We start from the raw sequence: 12,902 nt of genomic DNA, 5'->3' as shown, positions 1-12,902 counted from the left end.
CACCGTGAGCGCGAGGAACGCAGCGAAGCGGAGTCCCGCAGTCGCGAACGAAAGGCAGGCACCGTGAGCGCGAGGAACGCAGCGAAGCGGAGTCCCGCAGTCGCGAACGAAAGGCAGGCTCAGCGCGGATGATCAACAAACTTCTGGTTGCGAACCGGGGCGAGATCGCCCGCCGGGTCTTCGCCACCTGCCGCGCCCTCGGCGTGGCCACCGTCGCCGTGCACTCCGACGCGGACGCCGACGCGCCGTTCGTGGCCGACGCCGACCAGGCCGTCCGGCTGCCGGGTAACACGCCGGCCGAGACGTACCTGCGCATCGACGCCATCCTGGACGCGGCCCGGCGCTCCGGCGCGGACGCCGTCCACCCCGGCTACGGCTTCCTGGCCGAGAACGCCGAGTTCGCCGCGGCGGTGACCGACGCGGGCCTGACCTGGGTCGGGCCGTCCGCGAAGGCGATCGCCGCGATGGGCGACAAGATGGCCGCCAAGGCGATGCTCGCCGACGCGGGCGTGCCGATGCTGCCCACCTGGACCGACCCGGCCGAGGTCACCGCCTTCCCGGTGCTGGTCAAGGCCGCCGCTGGTGGCGGCGGCCGGGGCATGCGGATCGTCCGCGACGCCGCGGGGCTGGCCGAGGCCGTCGCTGGTGCGCGCCGCGAGGCGGCGGCGGCGTTCGGCGACGGCACCGTCTTCATCGAGCGGTACGTGGAACGCGGTCGCCACGTCGAGGTGCAGATCTTCGGCGACACCCACGGCACCGTCGTGGCCCTCGGGGTACGCGACTGCTCGATCCAGCGCCGCCACCAGAAGATCGTCGAGGAGGCACCGGGTGTGCTGCCCGACGACGTGCGCGCGGAGTTGCACGAGGCGGCGGTGGCGGCCGGGCGGGCTGTCGACTACGTCGGCGCGGGAACCGTGGAGTTCCTGCTCGCGCCGGACGGGCAGGTGCACTTCCTGGAGATGAACACCCGCCTCCAGGTGGAACATCCGGTCACCGAGCTGACCACCGGGCTGGACCTGGTCCGGCTGCAACTGCTCGTCGCCGAGGGCGAGCCGCTGCCGGTCACCACCACGCCACCGGCCGACGGCCACGCCATCGAGGTACGGCTGTGCGCCGAGGACCCGGCTCAGGGCTTCCGCCCGGCCACCGGCACGCTGCACCGGTTCGCGATCCCCGGGGTGGCAGCCGAGTTCGGTCCGGCCCGTGGCCTGCGCCTGGACTCCGGCGTCGTGGACGGCTCGACGGTGAGCGTGCACTACGACTCGATGCTGGCGAAGCTCGTCGCCTGGGCGCCCACCCGCACCGAGGCGGCCCGTGCCCTGGCCGGCGCGCTGGCCCGCGCCGAACTGCACGGCGTGGCCACCAACCGGGACCTGCTGGTCCGCGTGCTGCGCAGCGCGGAGTTCACCGCCGTGGACCTCGACACCGGCTTCCTGGACCGGCACCCGGAGGTGTTCGCGCCACTGCTGCCGGCGGAGCAGCTTCCGGTGGCGGCGCTGGCGGCGGCGCTGTCCGGGGCCGCCGAGCGCCGGGCCGCCGCACCGGTGCTGGCCGGGTTGCCGTCGGGCTGGCGCAACGTGCCGTCCTTCCCGCAGGTCACCCGCTTCACCGTCGGCGACGGCGAGGAGATCGAGGTGCACTACCGCCTCGACCGCACCGGCGGCCTCGCCGAGTGGGGAAGGAAGGGCCCCCTCTTAACGGATCCGGTAGAGGAAGGGTCCTCTGTTAACACCGAGCTGCCGGTGGTCGAGCTGGTGACTGCCACCCCGGGCCGGGTGGTGCTCGACGTGGACGGGGTGCGGCGGGCCTTCCGCGTACACCGGGCGGGGTCGTCGGTCTTCGTGGACGGCCCGGACGGGGCGGCGAGCCTCACCGAACTGCCCCGCCTGCCCCTGCCCACCGCGGAGCTGGCGGCCGGGTCGCTGCTCGCGCCGCTGCCCGGCGCGGTGACCCGGGTACACGTCGAGGTCGGTCAGCGGGTCGCTGCCGGTGACCTGTTGCTGACGCTGGAAGCGATGAAGCTCGAACATCCCGTGCTCGCCCCCGCCGACGGCGTGGTGACGGAGCTGCCGGTGCCGGCCGGCGGCCAGGTCGAGACGGGTGCCGTACTTGCCGTGGTGGACCCCGAGGAGGACCCGCAGTGAACTTCGACCTGACCCCCGAGCAGGACCAGCTCCGCGACGCCGTACGGGCGTTGGGCCGCAAGTACGGCCACTCCTACTTCGTCGAGAAGGCCAGGTCCGGCGAGCACACCACCGAGCTGTGGCACGAGGCCGGACGGCTGGGCTACCTGGGCGTGAACATCCCCACCGAGTACGGCGGCGGGGGCGGCGGCATCACCGAGCTGGCGCTGGTGTGCGAGGAGCTGGCCGCGACCGGCTGCCCGCTGCTGCTCCTGGTGGTCTCCCCCGCCATCGCCGCCACGATCATCAACAAGCACGGTACGGAGGAGCAGCGCAAGAAGCACCTCCCCGGCCTCGCCGACGGCTCCCAGAAGATCGTCTTCGCGATCACCGAGCCGGACGCCGGATCGAACTTCCACCGCCTCGCCACAGTGGCCCGCCGCGACGGCGACGACTGGCTGCTCAGCGGCCGGAAGATCTACATCTCCGGGGTGGACGAGGCCGGGCACGTCCTCGTGGTCGCTCGTACCGAGGACGCGTCCACCGGGAAGTTGAAGCCGGCGCTGTTCATCGTGCCGACCGACGCGCCCGGCCTGGAGAAGTCCAAGCTGGACATGGAGATCCTGTCGCCGGAGAACCAGTTCCTGCTCTTCCTCGACGACGTCCGGCTCCCCGCCGACGCGCTCGTCGGTGAATCGCTCGACGCCGGGCTGCCCGCCCTGTTCGCCGGCCTCAACCCGGAGCGCATCACTGTTGCCGCGATGGGCGCCGGCACCGGCCGGTACGCGATCGAGAGGGCAAGCGACTACACCGCTACCCGCAAGGTGTGGGGCGGACGTTCGATCGGCTCGCACCAGGGCGTCTCGCACCCGCTGGCGCACGCGGCAGTGCAGGTCGAGCTGGCCCGACTGATGATCCACAAGGCGGCGACGCTCTACGACGCGGGCCGCGACCTGGAAGCAGGCATCTCCGGCAACATGGCCAAGTACGCGGCCGGCGAGGCCGCAGCGCTCGCCGTCGACACCGCCGTGCAGGCGCTCGGCGGGGCCGGCATGACCACCGAGTACGGCGTGGCGACGCTGCTCGGCGCGGTACGCGCCGGACGGATCGCCCCGGTCAGCCGGGAGATGATCCTCAACTTCGTCGCCCAGCACGTCCTCGGCCAGGACAAGTCCTACTGACCGGGGTGGGCCCCGGGTACGGCGGGTGCCCGATCACCCGCCGTACCCCGGGGGTCCGTCAGCGGACGGTCAGCGTGCCGACCGCCGGGCGCGGCGTCGCCACCGGCGGCAGCCGCTTCGGCTCGCCCCGGCTCGGCTCGCCCGCCCGGGCCAGCGCGCTCTTCGACGCTTCCGCCCGGCCGGCCGCCGCGTCCTCCTGGAACGGCTGCGCGTCACCGACGCAGAGCGTGCCCTTGGCCGGCAGCTTGCCGGTGAGCAGGTACGCGTCGATCCGGCCGGTCACGCACGCCGAGGTGCCGTACGCGGTGTGGCCCCAGCTGTCGCTGCTCAGCAGGCGGCTGTTCGGCAGCAGCTTCGCCGAGCTGACCGCCCCCTGGTAGTTGGTCGCCGGATCCCAGTAGTTGCCGACCACCAGCACCGGGGCGGCGGTGACCCGGTTGAACGGCCCGGTCCAGGCGTCCTCGTCCCGCACCGTCCAGGTGTTGCGGGCACAGGGCGAGGTGCCCCAGGCCCACGCCCGCCCGAAGTAGGGCGCCCGCTTGTCCTCCTTCGCCGACAGCGCCGGCCAGGCGTCGGCGCTCTTCGGGTGGTACGCGTCGGTGCAGTCGACGGTCAGGAACGTCTCCAGCCCGTTGTCGTACGGGAAGTCGTACCCCCGCTGTTGCCGTGCCTGCGCGGCGCGGGCGGCGAGTGCCTTGCGGGCCGTGGCGGTGGCGGCCTTGCCGGCGGCCGGGTCGGTCAGGGCCAGGAGCTGGACGGTCAGGTCCACCACCGACTGCCAGCCGTACGGGTCGTAGAGCGCACCGAGCGTGGCACCGACGAAGTCGGCGTAGCTGACGGTGAACGAGCCGAAGTCCGGGTCCTCGATCACCACCGGCTTCTTGCGCAGCCGCTTCGCCACCGTGTCGTACGCGGCCAGCGGGTTGCCGGTGGCGGCGAGCTCGCACTGCTCGGCGCCAGCCTTGCCGCACCGGGTCAGGATCTCCCGCAGCGCCCGGTACGCCCCGTCGGCGCTGCGCAGCCGCGTCTCCTGGAGCTGGTTGCGGGCACTGCCCTGGCCGATCCAGGCGTTCGGGTCGAGCACGCCGTCGACGACCAGCGCGCGGAAGCGGTCCGGGAACATGTTGGCGTAGTACTGGCCCAGCGCGGTGCCGTAGCTGAAGCCGAGGTAGCTGAGCAACTTGTCGCCGACGGCGCGGCGCAGCACGTCCATGTCGCGGGCCACCTCGGCGGTGGACGCCGCGCCGGTGAGCGGCTTACCGGTGGTGGAGCACGCCTTGCCGACCGCCTTGGACGCCGCGACGTACGCCTTCTCCTCCGCCTTGGTCCACGGGAACGCGACGTTCAGCCCGGCGTACGCGCGGGTCTGGTCCTTCACCGAGCGGAAGCACTTGATGTTCTCACTGGCCTCGACGCCGCGCGGGTCGACGCCGACGATGTCGAAACGGTCGAGCAGGTCGTCGCCGAGGAAGTAGGGCGCGGCGAGCGCGATGCTCGTGCCGGAGCCACCCGGGCCACCCGGGTTGAGGAAGAGGCTGCCGACCTTGCGCTGCTGGTCGCGGGCCTTGACCCGGAGCAGGGCGACCTCGGTGGTGGCGCCCTTCGGGTTGTCGTAGTCCAGCGGGAGCCGGACCGTGGCGCACTCGGCGTAGTCGTAGCAGGCGTACCAGTCGAGCTTCGGCGTCGGCACGCGGTCCACCCGGCGCGCCTCGGCGGCGGTGGTCCTGTCGTGCGCGGGTGGTTGCGGAGTCGCCGCCGCGGCGGGCGCGACGGCCGGTCCGGCGAGGAGGACGCCGGCGATCCCGGTTGCGGCCAGGGATCGGATTGCACGGGGCATGAGGCTGCCTTCCGTCGGGGAACAGTTCCGTCGAGGAGACCTCGACCCCCGTCACTGTAGGGATCGACGCCCACGTTAGTGGCCCCCAAACGGGGATCGATACGGCAAACAACCAGATGATGTAACGATTTTTTCTCGATCGTCGCTACCTGCGACTCCGAAGTGGAGCGCCGGTGACGGGAAGCCGTCTCATCCCGCCGGTTGACAGGTGGACGCGCTGGGCCATGCTTGTCGGGTGAGATCGTTCCCGAAGCCCGATGCGCGGGCGAAGGCCGTCGTCGCGTCCCTGGCGACGGTGGCGGCGGTGGTGACCCTCGCCGTGTGGCGTCCGCCCGGCATCCTGTCGGTCGTGCTGGCCCTGGTCTGCGTCCTGCTCGCCATGATCACGGGAGTGACGATCACCGCCGCGCGTCAGCCCGGCGGCACCGGCGGGCCCGCCCCGCAGGCCGAGACCTGGCCGGTCCCCCACCAGGGGTACGGAGTGGACGCCGACACGCTGGAGGCGATCGACCCGCGCGCGGTACGGAACCTGCGCACGCCGGCGGGCCAGCCGATCGACGCGGACACGCTGGAGACGCTCGACCCGCGGGTGGTACGCGGCATGCGGGCGACGACGGCGGTGGACGCCGACACGCTGGAGACGCTCGACCCGCGGTCGGTCCGGCAGGGCCGGACCGTGAACGGGCTCAGCGACCGGTGAGCGTGGGGCCGGCGAGCGCGTTGACGCCCCGGCCGGCCAGACAGCGGTAGGTGCGGTCCGCCTCGGCCTCCGGCGGCAGCACCTCCAGGTTCCACCCGCTCGCCGACTTGCCGCCGCTGACCAGCCGGAACGTGTCGGCGTTGCACACCCGCCCGACGGCCGGGTCGGCCGCCACCGTCTCGTGGCGGGCCCCGGCGAGACCGGCCGGCAGGTCACCGGCGGCGTAGGTCTCCCAGGTGTGCTGGCCGTCGCACGGCACCCGGCTCGCCTCGGCCCGGTCGCGGCGCAGCCGTACCGGACCGAAGCACTCCAGTTCCGTCGCGCAGCGCGCCCCGGCGGGCAGCCGCACGTCGGCGGACGCGCAGCCGGGCACCGGCGCCACCCCGGCCACGCCGCTGGTCGCCGGTGTGGGCGTGACGGCCGGCGTGTGCCCGCCTGCCACCCAGCCGCCACCGGCCGAGGCGGCGAGCGCCAGCACACCGGCGCCGCCGAGGAACCAGCGCTTGGGCCAGCGCCGGCCACGCGAGGCCACCGTCGGGTGGTCGTCGTCCGCGGGCGGCCGCGGGTTCGGCCCGCCGGTGCGGTGGAACCGGTCGCCGGTGCCGCCGTCGTACAGGCCGCCGGTCGCCGGGGCGCCGTCCAGCGGCAGCGAGGCGAGCAGGCCGCGCAGTTCGACCGCGGAGGGCCGCGCGCCCGGGTCGTTCGACATGCCCAACCGGAGTACGTCGATCAGCTCACCGGGCACGCCGGGCAGGCCCGGGATCGGCTGCTGGAACATCTCCAGCACGGTGACCAGGCTCGGGTTGCGTTCGGAGTGCCAGCGCGGCGGACGGCCGTACATCACCGCGTAGAGCGTGGCGCACAGCGAGTAGACGTCGACTGCGGGCGTGGGTGGACTGTGGTTGAACGTCTCCGGTGGCGCGTACGCCGGGGTGAGCGCCTCCAGCATCACCGAGGAGTCGCGGAACTCGGCGAGCACCGCCAGGCCGAAGTCGGCCAGGACGGCCGAGTTGAACTCGGAGTGCAGGATGTTCGCCGGCTTGACGTCGCGGTGCAGGACGCCCGCCGCGTGCGAGTGTGCCAGCGCGTCGGCGATCTTCACGCCGAGGTCGCGGGTCTCCGCCGGGCCCAGCGGCGAGGTGCGCATCCGCTCGGCGTACGAGCCGTCGCACAGCTCCATGATGAGGTAGGGGTGCTGGTCGACGGTGACGCCGACGTCGAACAGGTCCACCACGTGGGGGTGCGACGACATCCGCCCGGCGGCACGGGCCTCGCGCAGGAAACGGGCCTGGTCGCGTTCGCTGTCCAGCGTGCGGTTCTCGATCTTGACCGCGACCTCGCGCCCCACCGAGATCTGGGTGGCCCGGTAGATGGTGGCGTACCCGCCCCGGGCGAACACCTGCAGATCGGTCAGACCGGGCACGATGGGCAGCCGCAGGGCGCCGGGCGGGGTCTCGGTCACGACTCGAAAATACCCAACGATCCGGACCCGTCAGCGCGCCGTGTCGGTGGCCGGCACCGGACCCGGGACGGAGTCGTCAGTGGCGGCGGCCGCCCGGCGGGCGTCCCACCACAGGCCGACCGCCGTCGCAACCGCGCCCAGGCCCTCCCACGCGGCGACCGCGAAGAAGCGATCCGGCGCGACGTCGGAGAGCACCGCGATGGTGAACACGGTGAAGGTGACCAGGCGGAACCACACGGTGAACCGGTAGAACGGCCGCCACTCGGTGGCGACGGCGAGCAGGTAGTAGACCCCCATGTTGAACGAGGCCATCGAGGACGCGGTGAGGAATGTGCCGGTGTAGTCGCCCGGAGCGCGCTCGGCCGGCACCTCGAAGCCGAGCAGGCGCAGCTGCGTCTCCGGCCAGATCAGACCGAGCGCGCCGAGCAGCAGCGCGAGGAGCCCGAAGACCGCGATCGTCCAGCCGGCGCCCGAGCGCGGCAGCCTCATCGTTCCTCCCCAGCGTGGTCCGCCGGTGACGCAGGCGCGCACCGGGAGGCGGCAGTCGATCCACCACTGTCGCGGCCCCACGCTAACCGGCTCCACCGACGAACACATCCCCGGAACCGTCAGAACAACGGGCGGTCAGCCGCCGGAGAGGCGGACCCGCAACGCGTCCGCGACGATCCGCTCACTGCGCTGCTCGGTGGCGTACGCGAGGCGTACCGCCTCCTCCGCGTTCGTCAGCGCCTCGGCCCGGCGACCGCAGGCGTCGAGCGCCTCGGCCAGCACCAGCAGCGCCACCACCTGGCTGCGCACGTCCTCGGCCGGGGCGGTGATCGACCGCTGAGCCCAGTCAAGCGCCTGCTCGCGCTGGCCGTGGGCGAGCAGCGCGGCGGCGTACCGGGCCATCGTCTGCCGCCGTGAGAACAGCAGCGAGGGCGCGTTCGCCGCGCCGGTCGCGACCGGGGCGAGCAGCCCCACAGCGGTGCCCGGGTCACCCGCCGCGAGCCGGGCCATGGCGAGCAGCACCCGCGGCGCGACCTGGGCCGGCGCCTGCGGGTTGTGCGGCTCCACCCGGGTCAGCACCGACCGCGCCTCCCGCTCGGCTGTCTCATGGTCGCCCATGTCCAGCGCCACGAAGCCGCGCAGCGTGCCGGCCATGCCGGTGAGCAACGGGTGGGTGGTCCGGTCGGCGTACTCGAGCGCCTCGGTGAACAGGTCGGCCGCGTGTTCCGGCTCGCCCAGCCCGCGCGCCACCACCCCGCGCACCACCAGCGCGAAGCCCTGCCCCCAGTCGTCGCCCACCTCGGCGAAGTCCCGGTACGCGCGCCGCGCCGCCCGGTCCGCCTCGGCCAGGTCGCCCAGCTCGGCGGTGGCGTACGCCTCGACCGCGCGCAGCGTCCCCACCGCCCACGCCTCGCCGACCCGCTCCCCGAACGGCAGGAACACCCGCGCCATCCGGCACGCCTCCCGCAGCCGGCCGGCGAGCAGCCGGGCGAACGCGGTGGTGCCGCGCAGCCAAGCCCGCCCGTACGGGTCCTTCAGCTCGGCGAAGAGCCGGGCGGCCCGGCCGAGCACCGCGTCGGTGCCGGCGAAGTCGCCCCGGGTGGTGGTCACCCAGGCCAGGTTCTGCAACGACCAGGCCTGCCCGCGGGGATCCCGCGCGGCGAGACTGACCTGGTAGGACGCGGCCAGCCGGCTGCTCGCCTGCCCGAGCCGGCCGGCGATGAAGTCGGCCATGCCGAGCCGCCGCATCGCCGACGCCCGCAGCGTGGGCAGACCGGCGTCGGTGGCCACCTGCAACGCCTCCTGCCAGTTGCACTCGGCCCGCTCGGCGTCACCGAGTGTCTGCTGGGCCTGCCCGGCGAGCAGCAGCGCAGCGGTCCGGGTGGCCGGGTCGCCGGTGTTCGCGGCGATCTTCTCGGCGAACGCGAGCGCGTCGGCCGGGCGGCCGATCTGGAGCAGCGCCCGGGCGTGCACCACCCGGTCCGCCGGTGGCACCCCGTCGCGGGCCAGCTCGGCCGCGCGCTCGGCGTACTCGACGGCGAGCGCCGGCTCCCCCGACCGCAGCGACCGGCGGGCGGCCCGGCCCAGCGCGGCCACGCCCAGCGGGGTGACCGCCCGGGCCGGCGCGTCCGGGCGCAGCTTGACCGCGTCGGCGAGCGCTGTGGCCCGCTCCACGTGCTCGGCGACGAAGTCGTCCCGGGCGGCCTCGGTGAACGCGCCCCCCGGGGCGCCGCCGGTCTCGTCGACGCTCTCCGGCGCGGCCCAGCGGGCCAGCGCCGCGTGCCGCTCGGCCAGCTCGGCCTTGCTCACCCCGGCGTACGCGGCCTCCCGCATCAGCGGGGTGGCGAAGGCGAACCCGCTGCGGGTGCGGTGCAGCATGCGCCGTTGCAGCAGCTCCTCCACGGCCCGGTCCAGCTCGACGGCGGCCACCGCGGCGGGCCGCCCGTCCCGTCCGACCCGCTGCTCCCGCAACGCCTCCAGCGCTCCCGCCGGCACGGTGTCGCCCACCACGGCGGCATCGCGCAACGCCGAGCGGGCGTTGGGCGGCAGCGCGTCGATACGCGCGGCGAGCACCGCGGCCAGGTCCCGGGAGAGCAGGCGGCTGCCGAGCGAGCCGGGGGCGAGTCGCCAGCCGACGTCGGCGCCCCGCCCCGGGCCGGCGGTGAGCGCACCGCGCTCCATCAGCAGCGTGACCAGCTCGGCCAGGTAGAACGGGTTGCCCTGCGCGGTGGCGAGCAGCCGGTCCGCGTCGGTCTGGGGCATGCGGCCACCGGACAGGTAGCTGGTGAGCAACCGGGAGGCGTCCGCGCCGCGCAGCGGCGGCAGCGCGTGCACCTCGGCGTCCGCGACGCGGGTCAGCGCGCCGGCGGTGCGTACCAGCTCGGGACGGCCGAGCAGCAGCACCAGCACCGGCCCGCTGAGCCGGTTGAGGGTCAGCGCCAGCGCCTTGAGCGTCTCGGCGGTGGCGTCGTGCAGGTCGTCCACCACGATCACCAGCGGCGCCTCACCGGCGAGCGCGCTGAGCAGGTCCGCCACGGCGGTCGGCACCGCCTCGTCGTCCGGCGGCGGCCCGGCCGCGTTCCACTCGCCGTTCTCGGTGGCGGGCGGGAGTTCGGCGTACCCGAGCAGGGCCAGGAGCTGGTCCACGGCGATCGGCGGCGGGTCGCCGGGGAGCCGGGACAGGCGCTGGCCGAGGCGGCGCAGCCGCTCCTCGACGGCCGGCCGGGTGACGGCGGTGGCCGCGTCGCCCGGCAGGCCGACGGCGGCCCGGACCAGGTCGGCCAGCGGCGCCAGCCGGCGGCGCTCGCCGAACGCCGCGCAGCGTACCGAGAGCACGCGGGCGCCGGTGTGCGCCGCGTACCGCCCGGCGCCGACGTCGTAGCCGGCAGCGAGGCGTTCCACCTCGGCCGCGAACCGGGACTTGCCGATCCCCGCCTCGGCGGTCATCAGCAGCACCCGGGGCTCGCCCCTGTCGATCACCTCGGCGAGCCGGCCGGCGATCCGGCCGATCTCGGTCTCCCGGCCCACGAACGGCGCCTCGTCACCGAGGCCGGACCGGGTGCCGGGCGCGTCGAGCAGGCCCAGCAGCTCGTACGCCTCGACCGGTTCCCGCTTGCCCTTGAGCCGCAGCGGGCGAAGCGCCCGCCAGGAGGCGACGTGCCGGGTGGCCGCGGAGGTGCGCGCACCGGCGTAGACCGCGCCGACCGCGGCGGCGTCGGCCAGCCGGGCGGCGGTGTTCACCGTGTCGCCGATGACCGTGTACTCGATCGCCGCCTGGATGCCGGCGATGACGTCTCCGGTGTTGAGGCCGACGCGCAGGCCCAGCGGCGCGCCGCCGCCGCGCTCGTCGTCGAGCACCCGCCGCACCGCACGCTGCATGGACAGCGCCGCGCGGACCGCCCGCTCGGCGTCGTCCTCGTGCGCGACCGGGGCGCCGAAGACCGCCATGATCCCGTCGCCGGTGAGCTTGTCGACGTGCCCGCCGAAGGTCTTGACCGCTCCCGCGAGGGCCGCCAGCACCCGGTCGGTGACCGCGCCGACCCGTTCCGGGTCCAGGTCCTCCGACCAGGAGGTGAAGTCGGAGAGGTCACCGAAGAGCACGGTCACCACGCGGCGCTCGGCCGCGGGCAGCGTGGCGGCAGCCGGCAGCGCCGCCCCGCAGTTGTGGCAGAACCGCGCCCCGGGCACGGCTACGGTTCCGCACACCGGGCAGGTCACGGCTGCTCCACTCCGAGGTGTTCGAGCTGGGCCCGGACCGACCACTCGGCGGCCCACCACAGCGACCTGTCGACGTCGGCGTAGACCACTGCGACCACCTCGGCCGCGGTGGTGGCGCCCGCGGCGACGGCGGCGCGCACCTGGTCCAGCCGGGCCCGCCGGTGGGCCAGGTAGAAGTCGGCCGCCACACCGCAGTCGGCCAGCGCCGGGCCGTGGCCCGGCAGCGCCGGGATCTCCCGGTACGTGGAGAGCAGCTCCAGGCTCGACAGGTAGTCGCCGAGGTGCCCGTCCGGGTGGGCGACCACTGTGGTGCCCCGGCCGAGGATGGTGTCGCCGGTCAGCACGACGCGCTCGCCGCCGTGCGCGGCGACGAGGCAGACCGAGTCGGCGGTGTGCCCGGGGGTGGGCAGCAGTCGCAGGTCCAGCCCCACGTCGAGCGCGGTGTCGGCGCTGAGCGGCTCACCTCCGGCGGTGTGCGCCGGGTCGGCGGCGAGCACCGGTACGCCGTCGAGCAGCTCACGCAACCGGGGCGCGCCCTCGGTGTGGTCGGCGTGCCCGTGCGTGATCAGCACGCACCCGATGCGCCCCTGCGCCGCGATCGCGGCCAGGTGCCCCTCGTCGGCGGGCCCCGGGTCGACCACGACGGCGGGCGCGTCCGGCCCGGCCCGCAGCACCCAGGTGTTGGTCCCGTCGAGCGTCATCGGCCCCGGGTTCGGCGCACGCAGCAACGTCACCCACGCCGGTAGCTCCTCCGCAAGCGCCCCCGCGGCCCCGGCCATACGCCCACCCATGGCTGCGATCGTACGACTCCGCCCGCCGCTCCCCGCGATCTTGCAGTTCCGGCCCGAGCTTTGTCCCCGTGTGGGGCTTCTGCCGGGGCCGCAACCGCAAGATCGCGGGCTCTCGCGGCGGGCGAGAGGGCACGGTCACGCGACCTCGACGATGACCTCTACCTCTACCGGGGCGTCGAGGGGGAGTTCGGCCACGCCTACCGCGCTGCGGGCGTGGCGGCCGGCCTCGCCGAACACGGCGCCGAACAGGTCGGAGGCGCCGTTGATCACGCCGGGCTGGCCGGTGAAGCCGGGTGCGCTGGCCACGAAGCCGGTCAGCTTCACCACCTTGACCACGTTCTCCAGCCCGACCAGCGCGTCGATCGCGGCGAGCGCGTTCAGCGCGCACCGCTGCGCCAGGTCCTTCGCCTGCTCGGCCGAGACGCCGTTGCCGACCTTCCCGGTGGCGAGCAGCTTGCCCTCGGCCATCGGCAGCTGGCCGGACACGTAGACGTGCTGCCCGGACTGGACGGCCGGTACGTAGCTGGCCACCGGCGGCACCACCTCGGGCAGTTCGAGGCCGAGCTCGGCGAGCTTCGCCTGGGGTCCGTTGCTCATCGAGG

General features: G+C 74.5%; 9 protein-coding genes. 3 read left to right on the top strand and 6 right to left on the bottom strand.

Annotation, left to right across the window (positions count from 1 at the left end; genetic code table 11):
- The first annotated feature begins 128 nt into the window (after positions 1-128).
- Positions 129-2,144 carry a biotin carboxylase N-terminal domain-containing protein gene (locus ML5_RS12895; RefSeq protein WP_013474976.1) on the top strand — a complete coding sequence of 672 codons (2,016 nt, stop codon included), beginning with the start codon at positions 129-131 and terminating at the stop codon, positions 2,142-2,144.
- On the top strand, positions 2,141-3,304 hold the full coding sequence (locus tag ML5_RS12890; RefSeq protein WP_013289013.1) for an acyl-CoA dehydrogenase family protein: 1,164 nt from the start codon (positions 2,141-2,143) through the stop codon (positions 3,302-3,304). The genes ML5_RS12895 and ML5_RS12890 overlap by 4 nt, the downstream gene beginning before the upstream one ends.
- 58 nt (positions 3,305-3,362) lie before the next feature.
- Here the strand turns inward: ML5_RS12890 and ML5_RS12885 are convergent, their stop codons facing one another.
- The gene (locus ML5_RS12885; protein WP_013474975.1) at positions 3,363-5,141 is read right to left on the bottom strand and encodes an alpha/beta hydrolase; all 1,779 of its coding nucleotides are present in this window, start codon (positions 5,139-5,141) and stop codon (positions 3,363-3,365) included.
- Positions 5,142-5,376: 235 nt separating this feature from the next.
- Between ML5_RS12885 and ML5_RS12880 the strand changes: the two genes are divergently transcribed.
- Positions 5,377-5,841, top strand: coding sequence for a hypothetical protein (locus tag ML5_RS12880; protein WP_013289015.1), 465 nt, complete (start codon positions 5,377-5,379; stop codon positions 5,839-5,841).
- Here the strand turns inward: ML5_RS12880 and ML5_RS12875 are convergent.
- The 5 genes from ML5_RS12875 to ML5_RS12855 all read right to left on the bottom strand — a co-directional run bounded on the left by ML5_RS12875 (position 5,828) and on the right by ML5_RS12855 (position 12,897).
- Positions 5,828-7,303: a serine/threonine-protein kinase gene (locus ML5_RS12875; RefSeq protein ID WP_013474974.1), complete on the bottom strand. Its 1,476-nt coding sequence runs from the start codon at positions 7,301-7,303 to the stop codon at positions 5,828-5,830. The two genes, ML5_RS12880 and ML5_RS12875, sit on opposite strands and share 14 nt — an antisense overlap.
- 30 nt (positions 7,304-7,333) lie before the next feature.
- The gene (locus ML5_RS12870) at positions 7,334-7,792 is read right to left on the bottom strand and encodes a hypothetical protein (protein ID WP_013289017.1); all 459 of its coding nucleotides are present in this window, start codon (positions 7,790-7,792) and stop codon (positions 7,334-7,336) included.
- A gap of 135 nt (positions 7,793-7,927) precedes the next feature.
- Positions 7,928-11,509, bottom strand: coding sequence for an adenylate/guanylate cyclase domain-containing protein (locus tag ML5_RS12865; RefSeq protein WP_013289018.1), 3,582 nt, complete (start codon positions 11,507-11,509; stop codon positions 7,928-7,930).
- The gene (locus ML5_RS12860; RefSeq protein ID WP_030273782.1) at positions 11,506-12,300 is read right to left on the bottom strand and encodes an MBL fold metallo-hydrolase; all 795 of its coding nucleotides are present in this window, start codon (positions 12,298-12,300) and stop codon (positions 11,506-11,508) included. Before ML5_RS12860 ends, ML5_RS12865 begins: the two co-directional genes overlap by 4 nt.
- 135 nt (positions 12,301-12,435) lie before the next feature.
- Positions 12,436-12,897, bottom strand: a complete 462-nt coding sequence (locus ML5_RS12855) for a RidA family protein (RefSeq protein WP_013289020.1) — start codon at positions 12,895-12,897, stop codon at positions 12,436-12,438.
- Positions 12,898-12,902: the final 5 nt, after the last annotated feature.

This window comes from Micromonospora sp. L5 (assembly GCF_000177655.2).
Taxonomy (GTDB): Bacteria; Actinomycetota; Actinomycetes; order Mycobacteriales; family Micromonosporaceae; genus Micromonospora; species Micromonospora aurantiaca.
The sequence above is the reverse complement of the archived record's forward strand: the minus strand, read 5'-3'. Positions and strand labels throughout refer to the sequence as shown.